Consider the following 21,053-nt stretch of genomic DNA (forward strand, 5'->3'; position numbering starts at 1 on the left):
ATCCTTGACCGGGTTAGCGTTGTCCACTGTGCAGCCAGAAGGGCTGCTGACAGATTGCTTCGTTACGGAAATGTTCGATCTCAATACGCTGGCGCGTCTCAATGGCGTGGAGCAATCCTTGCCAGTTTTCCAGCCAGGCATTGGCCTGTACTGCGTCGTAATAGCCAGCAAGCAACAGCACACTGTCTATTTCTCGTGCCAGACGCGGCAACTGGTCGCGATAACTGTCGCCCAGCGGATGCGCGAACGTACTTTTGAGTTCGGCGGCGCAGCGGGACAAATGGGTATCGGCAAAACGCTTGAAGGAGTCGGCAAATTTCGCCCGCGCTTTGTCATCCAGGAAGGTGCGCCAGCCCTGGGAAACCAGCCATTCTGTCAGCAACAGTTTCGCCGTTGCCGCCTCAGCGCTCCATGCGGCCGTCGCTGCGGAGACATCTGACGTCAGCGTCGCTTCCGCCTGGGTCAGCAAATCGCGCAGGCGAGCGCTCGCTTTGCGCGGCACAATGCCGCCGAACAACATGAGAGTATGACGAATGAGCGTAATCGCAGACTGGACATCCGCTTTTGCCCGGTTATCGCCGCGAACCCACAGTTCCTCATGATACTGCCATTGCGAAAGCCCCAGCTCCAGCGCGGCGGTAAAAGCCTGCTCCGTTGTGGCTTTCGCTTGAACCTTGAGTATTGGCGTCGGGCGACGATGGCGTTCGGCATTCCCCTGCGCCAGATGATAGCCGCGCGCCGCCTTACTCAGGCTTCCCTGACGCAGCCCTGAAAGCGTCACGAGCTGACGGGCCAGTTTGAGGATATCCGCCGGATCGCCGCTGAGCAGTTCAAGCTCAAGCTCGCAGATCGGTTCAGCCAGCTTGCCAGCTTTAATTTCCCCCAGGTCCAGCCCAATCTCAATACGGCTTTCCCCGGCATTAACCAGCCATTTCTCCCGATAAAAATCGGTGCTGAATAGCGGCTGTGCCTGCGTCTGGAGATCTTCTGGCAACACGCCGTCAGGCCAGACTTCCTGCGGGAAGCGAGCCAGGTCCAGCTCCGGCTTATCCAGCGCAATATTATATTCAGGGCGTTGATGTAACCCGCCGACCACGCGTCCGGCGATTTTCATCGTCATTTCGTACTGACCATCAAAGCCGCGTATACGCAGACCCATATCATGACGACGCAGCCAGTTATCCGCCGTTTCGTAATAGATGTTGAGTAACTGAGTGGGCGCTACGCGATCGTCGGTGAGCGAATGAAGATGGTTACGGAGCGTTTCAACGCTGTCGGGATGTACGTAAAATTTTAATTCGATTTCCTGAGCCATGGCTTTGCACTTATGGTTATGTCACATCAGTGAAAATTTCGGCGAACTAACGCGCCCGATGTTTGTCAGTAGATAGTATTTTGTGTCAGATTGCCATGCAATGCGCGATCTGATGGGTGTAAAAGTTCACTTATGCGCTTTGTTCGACCCGGATGATTCCGATTGATGCCGCCTGCCAGCTATCGTCAGACTGTTGGCACTGTTTTTATTCACGCTTAAAGATAATAACGACGCCTGATGCTTAAATTACGCCTGATTGGAATAACCTTATTTGCGCTTAGCGTTTCCACATTGGCTCACGCCGAAGAAAAACGTTACGTCTCTGATGAATTGAACACCTGGGTACGCAGTGGCCCGGGAGATAACTATCGCCTCGTGGGTACCGTAAACGCCGGCGAGGAAGTGGAACTGCTGCAAACCAATGAAGCGTCTAACTACGCTCAGGTTCGCGACAGCAGTGGCCGTACGGCCTGGATCCCGCTAAAAGAGCTCAATACTCAGCCCAGCCTGCGCACACGCGTGCCAGAACTGGAAAATCAGGTGAAAACCCTCACCGATAAGCTCAACAATATCGATAATACCTGGAACCAGCGCACGGCAGATATGCAGCAAAAAGTGGCCGGTAGCGATGGGGTCATTAACAGCCTGAAAGAAGAAAACCAGAAGCTTAAAAACGAGCTGATCGTGGCGCAGAAGAAAGTGAATGCCGCTAACCTCCAGCTCGATGACAAACAGCGCACCATCATCATGCAGTGGTTTATTTATGGCGGTGGCGTATTGGGCGCGGGCCTGTTCCTCGGTCTGGTGCTGCCGCATTTAATTCCGCGTCGTAAAAGCAAAGATCGCTGGATGAACTAAGCTGATTAGCCATCTTCTCTACACTTACGTATTATCTGTCGGCAAAAATAGAACCTGTCTTAATTCCGATAAGTCAGGTTTATGAAAAGTCACAGATGTGAGGAGTCAGGCGGCGTGAAGAGTTATCTGGTCGGTGGTGCAGTTCGCGATGCGTTGCTGGGTCTGTCGATCAAAGACAAAGATTGGGTGGTGGTTGGCGCCACGCCAGCAGAGATGCTTGACGCGGGTTACCAGCAGGTAGGCCGCGATTTTCCCGTGTTTCTCCATCCGCAAAGCCACGAAGAGTACGCGCTTGCCCGCACCGAACGAAAATCCGGTTTCGGTTATACCGGATTTTCCTGCTATGCCGCGCCAGATGTGACGCTTGAGCAAGATCTGCTGCGCCGCGACCTGACCGTCAATGCACTTGCGCAAGATGATGATGGCAACATTATCGATCCCTACGGCGGTCAGAGCGATTTGCATCACCGTTTGCTGCGCCATGTTTCCCCTGCATTTGCCGAAGATCCGTTGCGTGTTCTGCGCGTGGCGCGTTTTGCCGCTCGCTATGCGCATTTAAGTTTTCGCATTGCCGACGAAACTATGGCGCTTATGCGCGATATGACCGCCGCCGGTGAGCTGACGCATCTAACCCCTGAGCGTGTCTGGAAAGAGACGGAGAGCGCTCTCAAAACCCGTAATCCGCAGGTCTTTTTCCAGGTGTTGCGTGACTGCGGGGCGCTAAAAGTGCTGTTCCCTGAAGTGGACGCGCTGTTTGGCGTGCCCGCGCCGGCAAAATGGCATCCTGAAATAGATACCGGGCTCCATACCCTGATGACCGTGACCATGGCCGCCATGCTCAGCCCTGAGGTTGATGTGCGTTTTGCGACCCTGTGCCACGATCTGGGCAAAGGGTTGACGCCGCCAGAATTGTGGCCACGCCATCACGGGCATGGTCCGGCGGGCGTCAGGCTGGTCGAAGGCGTCTGTCAGCGTTTGCGCGTACCGAATGATATCCGCGATTTGGCAAGGCTGGTGGCAGAATTCCATGACCTGATCCATACCTTCCCGATCCTGCAACCAAAGACCATTATTAAATTGTTCGATTCGATTGATGCCTGGCGCAAGCCACAGCGGGTTGAGCAAATCGCCCTGACCAGCGAGGCCGACGTTCGCGGACGCGCGGGGTTTGAGGCGTGCGATTATCCGCAGGGACGCTTACTGCGTGAGGCCTGGGATGTCGCAAAAGCGGTCTCCAGCAAAGCGGTCGTTGAGGCAGGTTTCAAAGGCATTGAAGTGCGAGAAGAATTAACCCGTCGTCGCATTCAGGCCGTGACCGACTGGAAAGCACAACGCTGCCCTCAGCCAAAAGACTGAGGGCGCAGGTATACGCTAGATAAAGATGAAGTAAACCGCAGCGGCGACAATAAAGCGATAGATCGCGAAAGGGATAAACGAGATACGTTTGATCAACTCCAGGAAGGTTTTGATCGCAATAAGGGCGACGATGAAAGCCATCACAAAGCCGACGGCAAACATCGGGATATCGCCCACGGTCAAAAATTTCAGGCTCTTATACAAATCCAGTACTGTGGCTCCCATCATCATTGGCACCGCCAACAGGAACGAGAACTCCGAAGCCGCATAACGGCTTACGCCCATGAGCATACCACCTGAAATGGTCGCGCCAGAACGGGAGAACCCCGGCCAGAGCGCCAGGCACTGGAAGCAGCCAATCATAAATGCCTGGCGCAAGGTGATATCGTCCACCCCTTCTGCGCGCGGCACTTTCGGTTTGAGGCATTCAGCCGCTATCAGCAGCACCCCGCCCACCACCAGCGCATACATCACGTTAATGGGAGTAAAGAGAGATTTAATAGCATCGTGAAAAACCAGCCCCAGAACAACGGCAGGCACCATGCCCAGCAAGATATGAACGAGCGTCAGGCGCCCCGTGCCTGTGCCTTCATGCGGGGTACGGCCAAAGTGAATACCAATCAAACCAAACAGGCGACGCCAGAACATCACCACCACAGCCAAAATCGATCCTAACTGAATCACTACTTCAAAGGTTTTTGCGGTTTCTCCTTCAAAACCCAGCAAATGCCCCACAAGAATCATGTGGCCTGTACTGGAAACCGGTAAAAACTCCGTCAGTCCTTCGACAACACCCAATATTGCTGCCACCAGCAGCGAGTGCATATCGCTCATCAAATAAACCCCTAAACAGACATAAAAAACGGCTTACCACTGGGGAAGCCGCGTATGACCATGATATATGACCAGAAGACTAGCGCTTGGTTTAACAATTATGAATTTAAATAATTTTTTTCAGATTATTGCCACGCTCAATGATTACGCCGACATTGGCAGCCCGGGCGACGGCGCCTGGCTTACACAGTTTGATACGTACCCACGGAGAGTTAAAACGAGCCAGCAGTAACTCTGCGACCTCTTCGGCGACACGTTCTACCAGGGCAAAACGGCTTCCTTCGACGTGCGCAATGACGGTCTCTGCAATGTCCGCATAGCTCAGACAATCATTCACATCGTCACTCTTCGCCGCCTGACAGTTATCCCATGCCATTTCGATATCGAACACCAGCTTTTGTTCAATCGTCTGCTCCCAGTCATACACACCGATGGTGGTGATTACCGAAAGTTGCTCTATAAATACAATGTCCATCACGCCCCACCTGCTTTTTGGCTAACCTGGATACCACTTTCCATAATTTATGCGTATTATCCACTGATGCAGATAATAAAACGACATTTTCACAATGGAACAGCGTTATGAGTGCAATCGCGCCTGGAATGATCATCCTCGCGTATCTTTGCGGCTCAATATCCAGCGCCATTCTGGTCTGCCGCATCGCTGGTCTGCCTGACCCACGTGAGAGTGGTTCTGGCAACCCAGGGGCGACCAACGTATTACGAATTGGCGGCAAAGGAGCAGCCGTAACGGTACTGATTTTTGATGTGCTAAAAGGCATGCTGCCGGTCTGGGGAGCCTATGCGCTTGGCATTACCCCCTTCTGGCTTGGCCTTATTGCTATTGCCGCCTGCCTTGGGCATATCTGGCCTGTTTTTTTCCATTTCCAGGGCGGCAAGGGCGTTGCTACCGCCTTCGGCGCGATTGCGCCCATTGGCTGGGATTTAACCGGCGTGATGGCGGGTACCTGGCTGCTGACCGTCCTGCTTAGCGGCTACTCGTCGTTAGGCGCGATTGTCAGCGCCCTGATTGCGCCATTCTATGTCTGGTGGTTTAAACCCCAGTTTACCTTTCCGGTCGCCATGCTCTCCTGCCTGATCCTGATACGTCACCATGACAATATTCAGCGGTTGTGGCGTCGTCAGGAGACAAAAATCTGGCACAAGCTAAAGAAAAAAAAGTAGACACCATCCGCCCGGATAAAAAGTAGCGTAACCGGGAAAACGACCGGTTCATCCCCCAGATGGCCTGAATGGACTGAATTCTGCCGTTACGCCTGTATCGCATCAGGCGTAACGTCGCGCTAAGCCACGTCCCGCGCCCCTCCCCCATATCCTGATGATGTCGTCTATCCTTAACGCTCGATTAACTTTTTGAGCCAGGGGGCAATACAGTGACAAAAATGACCAGTGATTTTTTCATTGAGAGCCTGAAAGCCTGGGGTGTCAGCCGAATTTATGGCTACCCCGGTGATGGCATCAACGGTGTGCTCGGTGCGCTGCAACGCGCGAACAAAGCGGGCAATGGCATTGAGTTTATTCAGGTACGCCATGAAGAAATGGCGGCGTTTATGGCAGCAGGACATGCCAAATTCACCGGCGAGTTGGGCGTGTGTCTCTCGACCGGAGGCCCTGGCGCCACCCATCTGCTGACCGGCCTGTATGACGCGAAAATGGACCATGCTCCGGTGCTGGCCATCGCCGGTCAGGCAGAAGCTACCGCTCGCGGCGCCAGTTATCAGCAAGAGTTAAACCTCGATCGTGTTTTCGCTGATGTGGCGAACTTTGTACAAGAAGCCGCCTCGCCCAGCCAGGTTCGCCATCTGGTTGATCGTGGAATTCGCATCGCCGTGGCGCAAAATGGTGTAACGGTACTGATCTTGCCGAAGGATATTCAGGACGAGCCCTGGCAGGCGCCGCCGCATACCCATGGTTTCACCCACTCAGGAGCGGGATATCAGCGTCCGAAAATGGCGCCTTATGAGGCAGACCTGCAACGTGCAGCGGATATTCTTAATAGCGGAAAGAAAGTCGCTATCCTGGTCGGGGCAGGCGCACGCGGCGCGGCGCTCGAAGTGGTGCAACTGGCCAATCTACTCAGTGCTGGCGTGGCAAAAGCGCTCCTCGGCAAAGATGTACTACCGGATGACGCGCCTTTTGTCACCGGCGCAATCGGTCTGCTGGGTACGAAACCGTCTTACGACATGATGATGAATTGCGACACGCTGCTGATGATCGGCACCGGTTTTCCGTGGACGGAATTCCTGCCGAAAGAGGGGCAGGCACGCGCTGTGCAAGTCGATATCGATCCGGCAATGCTGGGGCTCCGCTATCCGGTTGAAGTCAATCTTCATGGCGATGCAGCGGAAACCCTGCGCGCACTGCTGCCGCTGTTAACCCATAAAACGGACCGTAGCTGGCAAGAGGAAATTGCCAGAGGGGTGAAATCATGGTGGGAGACCCTTGAGGAACGAGCGATGGCCGACGCCAAACCGGTTAACCCGCAACGCGTCGTCTGGGAAATGTCACCGCTGCTGCCGGACGATGCCATCGTCACGTCCGATTCCGGCTCGTGTGCCAACTGGTTTGCACGCGATTATAAAGTGAAGCAGGGCCAACGCGCCTCACTGTCTGGCGGCCTTGCCTGTATGGGTGCCGCTGTACCTTACGCCATCGCCGCAAAATTTGCCTATCCGCAGAAAGTGGTGGTCGCGCTGGTCGGGGATGGTGCCATGCAAATGAACAACATGGCAGAACTGATCACCATTCAGAAATACTGGCAAGGCTGGAGCGATCCGCGTCTGATCATTTGCGTCTTCAATAATCAGGACCTTAACCAGGTGACCTGGGAGCAACGCGTGATGGAGGGCAATCCACGGTTTGAGGCAACCCAGGATATTCCCGATGTGGGTTATGCCCGCTTCGCGCAATCGCTGGGGCTCAAGGGTATTTTCGTTAATGATCCACAGCAGTTACCGCTTGCCTGGCAGCAAGCATTATCAGCAGAACGCCCTGTCGTGCTTGAAGTTAAAACCGATCCGGAGGTGGTGCCGCTACCGCCGCATATCACCCTGAAACAGGCAAAAGCCTTTATGGCCTCAATGGCCAAAGGGGATCGCTCTGCCGGGAAAATTTTCGCCGATACAGCAAACCAGTTGATGAGTGAAATATTGCCGGGCAAAAAATCGTAGCGACAAAAAACAGGCCGGGGGTGTCAGAAGCCCGGCCTGCCGGAGGGTTAGTGCGAAGGCAGCAATTCCGTTTTAATCCACCCGGTTTCACGCTTATCAAAATGTTGATAAGCGGATACCACATCTGACAATGGCTCCACCTGAGTCAGCACCTGGGTGGGGTCGATAGCCCCCACGCGCACCAGTTCCAGCAGGTGCGGAATAATCGCGTGGTGATTACAGTTACCCATTTTCATGGTCAGATTCTTATTCATCGCCATCCCAATGGGAAAGGTCTGCGCGGCGGGAGGGTAAACGCCGATAATGCTCAGTGTCCCCGCTTTTTTCAGCCCCTGAATCGCCCATTCCAGCGCCTGGCTCGGCGCATCGCCCGGAACCCAGTTATTGTCCTGGACATGCTGATGCTCCGCATTGTCCGGCGCCACCTGTTGCACTTCCTGACGGTATTGCTCTGCTTTCTGTTCGGCTTGCTGAGCCGCCGGGCCATGGTGAGCGTGCTCGCTATCAACACCAACGGCGTCAATAGCAATATCAACACCCAGCCCACCGGTGAGTAATGCAATGGCTTCCAGCGGATCTTCTTTATCGAAATTGACGGTAAAGGCCCCCTGTCGGCGCGCCATCGCCAGTCTGTCATCATGTGAATCGACGGCAATGACACGTCCGGCGCCCATCAACAGTGCGCTGGCAATCGTAAACTGACCAACTGGCCCGCAGCCAAACACCGCCACCGTGTCGCCGCGCGTAATGTCTGCTATCTCCGCGCCAAACCAGCCCGTCGGAAAGATATCGCTGACAAGAATCGCCTGTTCATCACTGACCTCCTGCGGGACTTTTACCAGCGTATTAGAGGCAAAGGGTATACGCGCCTTTTCTGCCTGTAAGCCGTTGACAGGACCGGTCGCTTGCGGGCCGCCAAAGAAACAGGTACCGGCCTGTGGGCCGTTCGGATTGGCATTATCACACTGCGCGGTGTTACCGCTGCGACAGGGAGGGCAGTAGCCACAAGAGAGCGTCGAGCAAACCACCACCCGATCGCCGACATCAAAATTACGCACCTGGTCGCCCAGTTGCTCAATAATGCCGACGCCTTCATGGCCGAGGATGGTGCCCGCTTTCATATCGCTAAAGGTGCCACGGATAAAGTGCAGATCGGTACCGCAAATGGCCGAGGCTGTAAGACGAATAACAGCATCAGTGGGTTGTTCAATCTGTGGTTCGGCGACGTCATCAAGACGAATATCGCCAGTAGCGTGCCAGACGAGAGCTTTCATAATGTCTCCTCTTTCGGTGATGTAGAAGAGGCGTCATAACTGAACATCCCTGCCGGCTATGGCAGCCGATTTTGACTCGCAAAGGGGAAAGTATAGTCAGTGATCTGTGGAGATGCGGACGATAGCGGCAAGGAAATGGGAAGATAAAAAGAGGGAAACCAAACGATAACCCCGGTAAGCGTAGCCACCGGGGGAAGAGATTACGCAGCGGGTAATTCCGCCAGCGGCCAGCGCGGGCGCACAGTCACGCCAAGTCCGGCAACGCCACCGGCTTTCAGGCGCACCATCCCGGCGTAGGCAATCATTGCGCCATTATCAGTACAAAATTCCGGGCGAGCATAGAATACTTCACCACGGCGCTTTTTCATCATTTCAGCCAGTTTTGCGCGAAGCGTACGGTTTGCGCTAACGCCCCCCGCCATGACCAGACGGGTAAATCCGGTTTGGTCCAGCGCACGCTTACATTTGATCATTAGCGTATCGACCACCGCGTCTTCAAATGCACGCGCGATATCGGCGCGCGTTTGCTCATCCGGTTCATTTTCACGAATGGTATTTGCCGCGAAGGTTTTCAGACCAGAGAAGCTGAAATCAAGACCAGGTCTGTCCGTCATAGGACGCGGGAAAACGAAACGCCCTTCCGTCCCCTGTGACGCCAGTTTCGATAACATAGGGCCGCCGGGGTAATCAAGACCGAGCAATTTGGCCGTTTTGTCAAATGCCTCGCCGGCAGCGTCATCAATAGATTCGCCAAGCAACTGGTACTCGCCAATCCCCGTCACGCTAATCAGCTGAGTGTGGCCGCCGGAGACCAGCAGCGCCACAAACGGGTATTGCGGCGGATTATCTTCCAGCATCGGCGCCAGCAGGTGGCCTTCCATATGGTGAACCGGAATAGCCGGAACATCCCAGGCAAATGCCAGCGCCCGGCCGACTGTTGCGCCGACCAGCAGCGCGCCAACAAGACCAGGACCGGCGGTATAGGCAACCGCATCGATATCTTTTGCCATCAGCCCCGCCTCTTTCAGTGCCGCCTGAATCAACGGTACGGTTTTACGTACATGATCGCGGGAGGCCAGTTCAGGTACGACGCCGCCATAGTCGGCATGCAGTTTTACCTGACTATACAACTGGTTGGCTAACAGGCCGTTCTTATCGTCATAAATAGCGATGCCGGTTTCATCGCAGGATGTTTCAATTCCCAGTACACGCATGGCTGTTTTTTTACCTCGCTTCAATGCCGCGCAGTGTAGGATCAATGCCCCTTGTTGTAAACTTTACTCACTCCCTTGAAGGAGTTCGTGTATACTCCCCACCCTTACAAAAGTCCCTTTCAAAAAAGGCAGCGGTGCTTTACAAAGCAGCAACTGTTGAAGTAAAATTCCGCACCATTTTGAAATAAGCTGGCGTTGACGCCAGCGGCAAACCGAATTTATCAAAGGTGAGAGGCACATGCCGGTAATTAAAGTACGTGAAAACGAGCCGTTCGACGTAGCACTGCGTCGCTTCAAGCGTTCCTGCGAAAAAGCAGGTGTTCTGGCGGAAGTTCGTCGTCGTGAGTTCTATGAAAAACCGACTACCGAACGTAAGCGCGCTAAAGCTTCTGCTGTGAAACGTCACGCGAAGAAACTGGCTCGCGAAAACGCACGCCGCACTCGTCTGTACTAAGATTTTTGAGAGTTTAGCTCTCAATTTCAGACCGAGTTGTAGTTGTAAGGCCGTGCTTCCGAAAGGAATGCGCGGCTTATTTTCGTTTATGAATTGCTAAAAATGAATGGGGCATATGGCTGGACGAATCCCACGTGTTTTTATCAATGACCTGCTGGCTCGCACCGATATCATCGATGTGATCGATGCGCGGGTGAAATTGAAAAAGCAGGGCAAGAACTGGCACGCATGCTGTCCATTCCATAACGAAAAAAGTCCTTCCTTCACTGTAAACGGTGAAAAACAGTTTTATCACTGCTTCGGCTGTGGGGCGCACGGCAACGCGATCGACTTTCTCATGAACTACGACAAACTCGAGTTCGTGGAAACCGTCGAAGAACTGGCCGCCATGCATAACCTGGAAGTGCCCTATGAAGCAGGCAACGGGCCAAGTCAGATAGAGCGCCACCAGCGGCAAAGTCTCTATCAGTTGATGGATGGCCTGAGTGCGTTTTATCAGCAATCCCTGACGCAACCTGCGGCTGAACCGGCGCGCCAGTATCTGGAAAGACGCGGTTTAAGCAGCGATGTCATCGCCCGTTTTGCGATTGGTTACGCCCCTCCCGGCTGGGACAACGTGTTAAAGCGTTTTGGTGCAAACCAAGAAAATCGTCAATCTCTGATTGATGCGGGCATGCTGGTCACTAACGATCAGGGACGCAGTTATGATCGTTTTCGCGAAAGGGTAATGTTCCCTATCCGCGACAAGCGTGGTCGGGTAATGGGATTTGGTGGCCGAGTGTTGGGCAATGATACGCCCAAGTACCTCAACTCCCCGGAGACCGATATTTTCCATAAAGGCCGCCAGTTATACGGGCTTTATGAAGCGCAGCAGGACAATGATGAACCGCAGCGGCTTTTAGTCGTGGAAGGTTACATGGATGTGGTTGCGCTGGCGCAATATGGCATTAACTACGCCGTTGCGTCACTCGGCACCTCGACCACAGCAGACCATATTCAGCTGTTGTTTCGGGTAACGAAAAACGTCATTTGCTGTTATGACGGCGACCGCGCGGGCCGCGATGCCGCATGGCGTGCGCTGGAAACCGCATTGCCGTACATGAGCGACGGGCGTCAGCTACGCTTTATGTTCCTTCCGGACGGCGAAGACCCGGATACACTGGTCCGTCAGGAAGGTAAAGCCGCGTTTGAAGCGCGGATGGAGCAGGCGATGCCGCTCTCCACGTTTTTGTTTAACAGCTTACTGCCGCAGGCAGACTTGACCACCCCGGATGGGACAACGCAACTTGCCGCGCTGGCGCTGCCGTTGATTTCGCAGGTGCCGGGTGAAACGTTACGTATCCAGCTCAGGCAGTTACTGGGCAATAAAATTGGCATCTTCGACGACGCGCAGCTTGATCGTTTGATGCCAAAACAGGCGGAAAATGCCACGGCCCGGCCGGCGCCTCAGCTAAAACGCACAACCATGCGTATACTGATAGGATTGCTGGTCCAGAGCCCGGAACTCGCGCCGTTAGTGCCTCCGCTGGAGGGGCTGGATAAATCCAGAATGGCTGGGCTTGGCTTATTTACAGAACTGGTCAACACTTGTTTGTCACAGCCTGGATTAACCACAGGGCAGCTTCTGGAACAGTATCGCGGAACAAAAGAGGCCGCAACCCTTGAAAAACTGGCGATGTGGGACGATATAGCAGATAAAGACATTGCAGAAAAAACGTTCAACGACGCGCTCAATCATATGTTTGATTCGATGCTTGTACAGCGGCAAGAAGAGTTGATAGCTCGTGACCGCACCCATGGTTTAAGCAGCGAAGAACGCCGGGAGCTCTGGCAACTAAACCAGGAACTGGCGAAGAAATAAAAAGACAAAATCATTCAGGTTGTATCAAAGCGGCATGAGAACGCAGCTAACGCAGAGACAATGTGAAGGATGAAGTATTCAACGGCTTAAATGCCGATAATCGTTCGGGAAGCACCCGACAGCCGCATTGAAGGGCAGCGGCAAAAATATAAGTAAGCCCTCGTTAGACCAAGTTGGCGGTTTTTAATTTCGCTAACCGACACCAACCCTCTTGAATTAAGTGTGGATACCGTCTTATGGAGCAAAACCCGCAGTCACAGCTGAAACTTCTTGTCACCCGTGGTAAGGAGCAAGGCTATCTGACCTATGCCGAGGTCAATGACCATCTGCCGGAAGATATCGTCGACTCCGATCAGATCGAAGACATCATCCAAATGATCAACGACATGGGCATTCAGGTGATGGAAGAAGCACCGGATGCTGATGATCTGATGCTTGCTGAAAACACCGCGGACGAAGATGCTGCCGAAGCCGCCGCGCAGGTGCTTTCCAGCGTGGAATCTGAAATCGGTCGTACGACCGACCCGGTGCGCATGTACATGCGTGAAATGGGTACCGTTGAGCTGTTAACCCGTGAAGGCGAAATCGACATCGCCAAACGTATTGAAGACGGCATCAACCAGGTACAATGCTCCGTTGCTGAGTACCCGGAAGCCATCACCTATTTACTGGAACAATACGACCGTGTCGAAGCGGAACAGGCTCGCCTGTCCGATCTGATTACCGGTTTCGTCGATCCGAACGCTGAAGAAGATCTGGCGCCTACGGCGACCCATGTCGGTTCTGAGCTCTCTCAGGAAGACCTGGACGATGATGACGAAGAAGACGAAGACGAAGATGGCGATGACAGCAGCGATGATGACAACAGCATCGACCCTGAGCTGGCGCGTGAAAAATTTGCTGAGTTGCGTACTCAGTATGAAGTAACACGTGACACCATTAAGGCAAAAGGCCGCAGTCACGCAGCAGCGCAGGAAGAGATCTTAAAGCTATCCGAAGTCTTCAAACAGTTCCGTCTGGTACCGAAACAGTTTGATTACCTGGTAAACAGCATGCGCACCATGATGGACCGCGTACGCACCCAGGAACGCATTATCATGAAGCTGTGTGTTGAACAGTGCAAAATGCCGAAGAAAAACTTCATTACGCTGTTCACTGGCAACGAAACCAACGAAACCTGGTTCAATGCAGCCCTGGCAATGAACAAGCCGTGGTCTGAAAAATTGCATGAGGTCTCTGAGGACGTTCATCGCGGCCTGCAAAAACTGCAGCAGATTGAAGAAGAGACTGGCCTGACTATTGAGCAGGTGAAAGACATTAACCGTCGTATGTCCATCGGTGAAGCGAAAGCGCGCCGTGCGAAAAAAGAGATGGTTGAAGCGAACCTGCGTCTGGTTATTTCAATCGCCAAAAAATACACCAACCGTGGTCTGCAGTTCCTCGATCTGATTCAGGAAGGCAACATCGGTCTGATGAAAGCGGTAGATAAGTTTGAATACCGTCGCGGTTACAAGTTCTCCACCTATGCAACCTGGTGGATCCGTCAGGCAATCACCCGCTCTATCGCGGATCAGGCGCGCACCATTCGTATTCCGGTGCATATGATTGAGACCATTAACAAGCTCAACCGTATTTCCCGTCAGATGCTGCAAGAGATGGGCCGTGAACCGACGCCTGAAGAGCTGGCCGAGCGCATGCTGATGCCGGAAGACAAAATCCGTAAAGTGCTGAAAATCGCTAAAGAACCAATCTCCATGGAAACGCCAATTGGCGATGATGAAGATTCGCATCTGGGTGATTTCATCGAGGATACCACCCTTGAGCTGCCGCTGGACTCTGCCACCACCGAGAGCCTGCGTGCCGCCACCCACGACGTTCTGGCTGGCCTGACCGCCCGTGAAGCGAAAGTCTTGCGTATGCGTTTCGGTATCGATATGAATACCGACCACACGCTGGAAGAAGTGGGTAAACAGTTCGACGTTACCCGCGAACGTATCCGTCAGATCGAAGCGAAAGCGCTGCGTAAACTGCGCCACCCGAGTCGCTCTGAGGTTCTGCGTAGCTTCCTGGACGATTAATTCGCCTGCATTTCGCGTCTCGTCAGACGCCATCCTTCGGGATGGCGTTTTTTTTACCCGAATACATCAAAAGACCCAATTAGTTTACAATAACAATTATTTCATTTTCATCTAAATGAATTATTTACACGAATATATAAGCGATATTATGTTGATGGAATAAATGATAATCTTCGATGAAATATTAATTTATTAAGTACTTGTAATTATTAAAGAGAAATTGAGAATAAATGTTCTCAACTTTCAAAAAGGAGATATAAGGCATTTTCTTCTGCCGATATCATCATCCGGTTTATAGTACAAGCTATTAATTCTGGTATCACCAAACTCGTTGAGGTTGTGTATAAGTGCCGCTTGTGCTAAAAAGCAGGAAAATAAAAAAACAGTCCTCGACTTCGCAAGTTTCAAATGTACCCCATAAAAGCCACCCCACGGTGACAGGGTATTTTTTTGCATTTCTAAAAACGGCTGGCGGCTGAGTGGCGTATATCCCATCGGTTGCTGTGACGGTGCGCCTGTTAATGTGTTTTGGATACCGTCACGTAGAGATTACCAACAGGAAAAAAAGATGGATTTTAACTTGAAGACGGAAACAGAAGAGCAGACGCTGATTACCAGTGTTCGCAACACGTTGACGGAGCAAGGTGATGCCCTCCGCCATCTGGCAGAAGTAATCGATGCAGAAGAGTACAGTATCGCATTAAGATTGATTGTGGGCTGTAAAGGTCACGTGATTGTCTCTGGTATGGGTAAATCAGGGCATGTCGGACGTAAAATGTCTGCCACCCTCGCCTCAACCGGTACCCCAAGCTTTTTCATTCACCCGGCAGAAGCCTTCCACGGCGATTTGGGGATGATTACCCCCTACGACGTGCTGATCCTGATCTCTGCCAGCGGTGAAACCGATGAAGTCCTGAAACTGGTACCTTCATTAAAGAATTTTGGCAATAAAATCATTGCCATCACTAATAATGCGCACTCAACGCTGGCAAAACATGCGGATGCCACCCTTGAGCTGAACATGGCCAGTGAAACTTGCCCGAACAATCTGGCACCGACAACCTCCACGACGCTGACAATGGCGATTGGCGATGCACTGGCGATAGCTCTGATTCACAAGCGCCATTTCAAACCCGATGACTTTGCCCGTTATCATCCGGGTGGATCGCTGGGCCGCCGCCTGTTAACGCGCGCGGTGGATGTTATGCAAGCACACGTCCCCACAGTGGATGTGAATGCCTCTTTCCGCCAGATCATTCAGGAACTCACCAGCGGTTGCCAGGGTATGGTCGTGGTGAAAGAAAATGGAAAATTGGTCGGTATCATCACCGACGGCGACCTGCGTCGCTATATGGAAAGATGCGAAGAGTTCGTCAACGGCACAGCCGCAGACATGATGACACGCAATCCGATTACCATGCCGCAAGACACCATGATTATCGATGCAGAAGAGAAGATGACAAAACACCGCATTTCGACCCTGCTCATTACAGATAGCACTCAGGATGTAATTGGTTTGGTTAGAATTTTTGACTAAATCCACGCCTGTTTATACAGAAAAATAAGTCATCCCCTCAGCGGGTTCCGCCGGGGGGAATAACGTGAAAGTGACATGTCTACACACAAAGTAAAGTTGCTGGCTTCCTCGTTACGCGCGCGTACGGCCAAATTTAATCTTGCCTGGATCCAGCAGCACCTTGCTTGGATTGTTATTGGTGCCCCGATGGCGCTGCTCATCATCTATCTGGTGATCTTCAGTCAGCCTCGCTACATGAGCGAATCCAAGGTCGCGGTAAAACGCCCGAGTGATATCGAAGGCTCAAGCCTGAACGTGGGTTTGTTACTTGGCGCATCGAACCCTAGCTCCACAGAAGACTCGCTGTACCTGAAAGAGTACATCAACTCAGCAGATATGCTGAAAGCGCTTGATAAACAGCTCAATTTTCGTGAGGCATGGAGTAAAAGCGGGCTGGACTTTATTTATCATCTGCCTAAAGACACGACAACAGAGCAATTTTTGAATTATTACCGGGACCGTGTCTCAGTAGTATTCGATGATAAAACAGGCTTGCTGACAATTCAGACTCAGGGTTTTACCCCAGAGTTTTCACAGCAATTTAATAAAGCGGTCCTGAAAGAGTCAGAGCGTTTTATTAACGAACTCTCGCATAAAATCGCGCGTGACCAGCTGAATTTTGCCCAGGAAGAATTGCAGCAAGCACGCATTCGTCTTGATAAAAGCAAAGCAGAATTACTGACTTACCAGAATCAAAACAATATTCTCGACCCCGAAGCCTCTGCAACGGCCGCCACATCGCTGGTGATGACATTGCAGGGTAAGAAGGTTGAACTGGAAGCTGAGCAGCGCAATTTGCTGAGTTACCTGCGCGAAGATGCACCGCAGGTGATCAGCTTGCGTAACTCGATAAAAGCACTGCAGTCGCAGATTGACGCAGAGCAGAGCAAAATCACCGCGCCGGGCGATAAGAAACTCAACAGCATGGCGGCCGATTTTGACGAAATCAAAGCGCGTGTCACGTTTGATACCGAAATCTACACAATGGCAATCAAAGCCATTGAAAAAACACGCCTGGAAACGGCACGCAAGCTCAAAGTGTTGTCGGTAATCAGTTCACCACAGTTGCCGGAAGAGTCCAGCTTCCCGAGTAGTGGTTATCTATTGGCAAGCTGGCTGTTAGTGTGCTGCCTGCTGTTCGGCACCATCAAATTGCTGCTGGCTGTGATTGAAGATCACAAAGACTAATTTTGGACGCACAGTGAATTTTACAGAGTTGAACATGAAATTATTAAAATCGGCACTGCTCCTTCTGGTCTGCCAGGCGGCATACGCGGCAGGCCCGACAGGCATTACCGCCGATCCGAATTTGACAGGGGCTGCGCCCCTGCCGTCGATTATTTCCGGAAAAACGGAAGAAACGCAGGAAGCATCAGGTTTTGATAACACGCCGCCGCCGATTGCGGCAGCCCTCCCCAGCCGGATGTTTGGTGCACAGCTGTTTACCTCCATCAGTGCAGCATCGGGCGCGGGCCTGGGCTTCAACCCGGGTTATGTCATCGGCCTTGGTGATACCATCCAGATTCGCCTGTGGGGCGCATTCCAGTATGACGGCGCGCTGACCGTTGACCCGAAAGGTAATATTTTCCTGCCCAATATTGGCCCGCTGAAAGTCTCCGGCATGACCAACGCGCAGTTGAACAATACGGTTACCAACAAGATCAAAGAAGTCTACACATCAAACGTCAACGTCTATGCCTCTCTGCTGCAGGCCCAACCGGTGAAAGTCTTTGTGACGGGCTACGTGCGTAGCCCCGGCTTATATGGCGGCGTCGCGTCTGACTCCCTGCTCTCTTATCTGAGCAAAGCTGGTGGCGTCGACAGTGAACGCGGCAGCTATGTTGATATCATCGTCAAACGCGGCAAATCGGTTATTTCACGCGTGAACCTGTACGATTTTCTGCTGAACGGTAAGTTGGGCCTCTCGCAGTTTGTGGATGGCGATACCATCGTCGTTGGTCCACGTCAGCATACATTCAGCGTAGAAGGTGATGTGTTTAACAGTTACGACTTTGAGTTCGCCAACAGCACCATTCCGGTAACTGAGGCACTCAGTTGGGCGCGCCCGAAACCAGGTGCGACGCACATGACCATTATTCGTCAGCAGGGCACAATGAAGCGTAGCGAGTACTATCCGCTCAGCTCCGCTGCGGGTCGTTCCTTGCAGGATGGCGATCGCCTTATTGTGAGCTCCGACCGCTATGCAGGCACCATCCAGGTACGTATTGATGGCGCACATTCTGGTGAGCATGCCGTGGTGCTGCCATACGGTGCCACTATGCGTCAGGTACTGTCACAGATTCGTCCAAACAGCATGTCGCAGATGAAAGCCATTCAGCTTTACAGAACATCCGTTGCGACCCGGCAGAAAGAGATGCTGGATCTGTCACTGCAAAAACTGGAAGAAGCGTCCCTTTCTGCCCAGTCTTCAACGCAAGAGGAAGCCCGTCTGCGTATGCAGGAAGCGCAACTGGTCAGCCGCTTCGTCAATAAAGCACGTAATGTTGTGCCGAAAGGACAAGTGGTACTTAATGAGAGCAATATTGACTCGGTACTGTTGGAAGATGGCGATGTCATCATGATCCCGGAAAAAACCTCGCTGGTTATAGTACACGGGGAAGTTCTGTTCCCGAACGCCGTCACCTGGCAGGACGGGATGGATGCGGATGATTACATTAAAAAATGTGGTGGCCTGACACAGAAATCCGGTAACTCGAAAATTATCGTGATCCACCAGAATGGCGAGTCAGTTGACGCTGAAGATGCAGGAAAACTGCAGCCCGGTGATGAAATCATGGTTCTGCCGAAATACGAATCGAAAAATATCGAAGTTACACGTGGTATTTCGACCATTCTTTACCAGCTCGCCGTTGCCGCCAAGGTTGTGCTGACAATATAATTGGTGCACTACACGCTTTCCCTGGATTTTCAGGGAAAGCGACACAAATGGCAGTAACACGTTTTCTTTTTTTAATTGACGCATTGATATTGATAGGACGAATGAGAAGCATATTGGGTATTTACTCTGGGGGTATCTGGCGCATTCCTTATCTGGGAAGTTTATTGCCTGGGGAATGTGTGCGGCTTTCGCCTTTTAAAGCCATCCCAGAGCAAGTCAATGCTATAGCCGTATGGGGTCATCGCCCCAGCGCGCAAAAACCTGTTGCCCTGGCGGAAGCTGCCGGCTTACCTGTCATTCGCCTTGAAGATGGCTTTATCCGTTCGTTGGGATTAGGTGTTCAGGACTGTCCCCCTCTTTCCATTGTTGTTGATCATCTTGGCATTTACTACGATGCCTCAGCGCCGAGCACGCTCGAACAGTTGGTACAAGACAGAGCAGGCAATCAGTCGCTTGCTGGTGAAGCAGAAGCGATGATGCACGCCATCGTGGATAACGATCTGTCGAAATACAATCAGGCGCCACCGTTTGTCGCGCCTGACAATATGCCAGAAGCCGTTCTGCTGATTGACCAGACATTTGGCGATATGTCGGTTACCAAAGGCAATGCCAGTCCGGAAAGCTTCCAATTGATGCTGGAGACAGCAAAACAGGAAAATCCGAACGCCGAGATTTGGGTGAAGGTCCACCCGGATGTGCTGTGCGGCAAAAAATCGGGGTATTTCGCGCACCTGAAATCCGACAGCCGCGTGCGTTTGTTCGCCGAGGATGTCAGCCCGCAATCGCTGCTGCGCCACATGCAAAAGGTGTATGTCGTTACCTCTCAGTACGGCTTTGAGGCGCTACTGGCGGGGAAACCCGTTATCTGCTTTGGTCAGCCCTGGTATGCAGGCTGGGGACTGACTGACGATCGTCATCCTAAAGCCAGTGAGCTTGCCGCGCGCCGACAACCCGCCACACTTAACGACCTGTTTACCGCCGCCTATCTGCGCTACTGCCGTTACCGGCATCCGGTGAGTGGTCAATCGACAACGCTGGCCAGCGTTGTTGACTGGCTGGTTTTACAGCGCCAGCATAGCCTGACACGCCGTGGCATGCTGTGGGTGCCGGGGTTAAGTCTGTGGAAAACAGCCATTCTTAAGCCGTTCCTGAAAACCACAGAGAACCAGGTGCGTTTTGCGAAACGATGCCCGCAAGCCAGCGCCCTTATCGCCTGGGGCACGCGCGGAGAAGCAAAATGGCAGGCTCAGGCAGACGCCCAGCATATTCCACTGTGGCGTATGGAAGACGGGTTTATCCGTTCCTCCGGTCTGGGCTCCGATCTGCTCGCCCCCTTGTCTTTAGTGCTGGATAAAACCGGTATTTATTACGATGCCTCAAGACCCAGCGATCTGGAAAACCTGCTGAATACCAGTAGCCTGAATGAGCACCAACGGGAGCGCGCTCAGGCACTGCAACAGCAGCTCGTACGCAATAAGGTGAGTAAATACAACCTCGGTCTGGACTGGCATTTACCGCCGGAAGCGACAGGCAGCAAAGTGATTCTTGTACCGGGTCAGGTAGAAGATGATGCGTCTATCAAGACCGGAGCGCTGTCAGTTAACACCAACCGGGATTTGCTGCGTACCGTACGTGAACGCAACCCAGACGCGTTTATCGTCTTTAAACCGCACCCGGATGTGCTGGTTGGCAACCGCGAAGGGCACGTGGCGGCAGAAGATGTCGCCCGCTGGGCCGATTGCCAGGCGCTGGATGCCGACATCATTCAGTGCATTCAGCACGCCGATGAATTACACACCATGACCTCCCTTTCCGGCTTCGAAGCACTGATGCACGGGAAGCGAGTATTTTGCTATGGCATGCCGTTTTACGCGGGTTGGGGACTCACACAAGATGAGCACCATATTTCCCGCCGGGCACGCCAGCTCAGCCTGGAGGATTTGGTCTGGCAAACGCTTATTGCGTATCCGACCTATATCCATCCGCAGCGGCTGGAACCGATGCTGGCAGAAGAAGCAGCACTTTGGCTAAGCGCCGCCCCTCGCGGTGCAATGAAAATAACGAAAAAGAATATTGGCCGTTTAGCCAGACAGTACCGCAAGTTGTTGATGTTTTATAAAGTTCGCTTTGGTTAGTGTTAACT

Annotated in this window: 16 protein-coding genes; 11 read left to right on the plus strand and 5 right to left on the minus strand. The window is 52.7% G+C overall.

The window, feature by feature from the left end; translation table 11 throughout:
• Positions 1 to 13 precede the first annotated feature (13 nt).
• Positions 14 to 1,315 (minus strand): CYTH domain-containing protein, encoded by a 1,302-nt coding sequence (locus tag AAIG39_RS19295; protein ID WP_115464823.1) that lies wholly within the window; start codon positions 1,313 to 1,315, stop codon positions 14 to 16.
• A 237-nt stretch (positions 1,316 to 1,552) separates the two neighbouring features.
• On the opposite strand from AAIG39_RS19295, the gene AAIG39_RS19300 reads away from it, so the two are divergent.
• Both AAIG39_RS19300 and AAIG39_RS19305 read left to right on the plus strand, forming a co-directional pair.
• Positions 1,553 to 2,173 (plus strand): TIGR04211 family SH3 domain-containing protein, encoded by a 621-nt coding sequence (locus AAIG39_RS19300; protein WP_343194520.1) that lies wholly within the window; start codon positions 1,553 to 1,555, stop codon positions 2,171 to 2,173.
• A 114-nt stretch (positions 2,174 to 2,287) separates the two neighbouring features.
• The gene (locus tag AAIG39_RS19305) at positions 2,288 to 3,529 is read left to right on the plus strand and encodes a multifunctional CCA addition/repair protein (protein WP_343194521.1); all 1,242 of its coding nucleotides are present in this window, start codon (positions 2,288 to 2,290) and stop codon (positions 3,527 to 3,529) included.
• A 15-nt stretch (positions 3,530 to 3,544) separates the two neighbouring features.
• On the opposite strand, the gene bacA is transcribed toward AAIG39_RS19305, so the two are convergent.
• The gene (bacA, locus tag AAIG39_RS19310) at positions 3,545 to 4,363 is read right to left on the minus strand and encodes an undecaprenyl-diphosphate phosphatase (protein ID WP_103278120.1); all 819 of its coding nucleotides are present in this window, start codon (positions 4,361 to 4,363) and stop codon (positions 3,545 to 3,547) included.
• A 106-nt stretch (positions 4,364 to 4,469) separates the two neighbouring features.
• The gene (gene folB, locus AAIG39_RS19315; RefSeq protein WP_343194522.1) at positions 4,470 to 4,838 is read right to left on the minus strand and encodes a bifunctional dihydroneopterin aldolase/7,8-dihydroneopterin epimerase; all 369 of its coding nucleotides are present in this window, start codon (positions 4,836 to 4,838) and stop codon (positions 4,470 to 4,472) included.
• Positions 4,839 to 4,945: 107 nt separating this feature from the next.
• Between folB and plsY the strand changes: the two genes are divergently transcribed.
• A complete protein-coding gene (plsY, locus tag AAIG39_RS19320) occupies positions 4,946 to 5,548 on the plus strand; it encodes a glycerol-3-phosphate 1-O-acyltransferase PlsY (protein WP_039078113.1) in 603 nt (200 codons plus the stop codon).
• A 209-nt stretch (positions 5,549 to 5,757) separates the two neighbouring features.
• Positions 5,758 to 7,554, plus strand: coding sequence for a thiamine pyrophosphate-requiring protein (locus tag AAIG39_RS19325; RefSeq protein ID WP_343194523.1), 1,797 nt, complete (start codon positions 5,758 to 5,760; stop codon positions 7,552 to 7,554).
• Positions 7,555 to 7,601: 47 nt separating this feature from the next.
• Here the strand turns inward: AAIG39_RS19325 and AAIG39_RS19330 are convergent, their stop codons facing one another.
• Complete coding sequence (locus AAIG39_RS19330; protein WP_343194524.1) at positions 7,602 to 8,828, minus strand: zinc-dependent alcohol dehydrogenase; 1,227 nt, start codon at positions 8,826 to 8,828, stop codon at positions 7,602 to 7,604.
• Positions 8,829 to 9,028: 200 nt separating this feature from the next.
• Positions 9,029 to 10,042, minus strand: coding sequence for a tRNA (adenosine(37)-N6)-threonylcarbamoyltransferase complex transferase subunit TsaD (gene tsaD / locus AAIG39_RS19335; RefSeq protein WP_115464821.1), 1,014 nt, complete (start codon positions 10,040 to 10,042; stop codon positions 9,029 to 9,031).
• 238 nt (positions 10,043 to 10,280) lie between these two features.
• Here tsaD and rpsU point away from each other — a divergent pair, with 238 nt between their 5' ends.
• From rpsU to AAIG39_RS19370, 7 genes are all read left to right on the plus strand, one after another.
• Entirely contained in the window at positions 10,281 to 10,496 is a 216-nt protein-coding gene (gene rpsU / locus AAIG39_RS19340; RefSeq protein WP_001144069.1) for a 30S ribosomal protein S21, read from the plus strand.
• Positions 10,497 to 10,611: 115 nt separating this feature from the next.
• Positions 10,612 to 12,357, plus strand: a complete 1,746-nt coding sequence (gene dnaG, locus AAIG39_RS19345; protein WP_343194525.1) for a DNA primase — start codon at positions 10,612 to 10,614, stop codon at positions 12,355 to 12,357.
• A 236-nt stretch (positions 12,358 to 12,593) separates the two neighbouring features.
• A complete protein-coding gene (gene rpoD, locus AAIG39_RS19350; protein WP_103278124.1) occupies positions 12,594 to 14,435 on the plus strand; it encodes an RNA polymerase sigma factor RpoD in 1,842 nt (613 codons plus the stop codon).
• Positions 14,436 to 15,003: 568 nt separating this feature from the next.
• Entirely contained in the window at positions 15,004 to 15,972 is a 969-nt protein-coding gene (locus AAIG39_RS19355) for a KpsF/GutQ family sugar-phosphate isomerase (protein WP_249572803.1), read from the plus strand.
• 75 nt (positions 15,973 to 16,047) lie between these two features.
• The gene (locus AAIG39_RS19360; RefSeq protein ID WP_249572804.1) at positions 16,048 to 17,199 is read left to right on the plus strand and encodes a KpsE/RkpR family capsule polysaccharide export protein; all 1,152 of its coding nucleotides are present in this window, start codon (positions 16,048 to 16,050) and stop codon (positions 17,197 to 17,199) included.
• 34 nt (positions 17,200 to 17,233) lie between these two features.
• Positions 17,234 to 18,910, plus strand: a complete 1,677-nt coding sequence (locus AAIG39_RS19365) for a polysaccharide biosynthesis/export family protein (RefSeq protein ID WP_249572805.1) — start codon at positions 17,234 to 17,236, stop codon at positions 18,908 to 18,910.
• 110 nt (positions 18,911 to 19,020) lie between these two features.
• Complete coding sequence (locus AAIG39_RS19370; RefSeq protein WP_249572806.1) at positions 19,021 to 21,045, plus strand: capsular polysaccharide biosynthesis protein; 2,025 nt, start codon at positions 19,021 to 19,023, stop codon at positions 21,043 to 21,045.
• Positions 21,046 to 21,053: the final 8 nt, after the last annotated feature.

Origin of the sequence: Phytobacter palmae (assembly GCF_039409775.1) — a bacterium.
Taxonomy (GTDB): Bacteria; Pseudomonadota; Gammaproteobacteria; order Enterobacterales; family Enterobacteriaceae; genus Phytobacter; species Phytobacter palmae.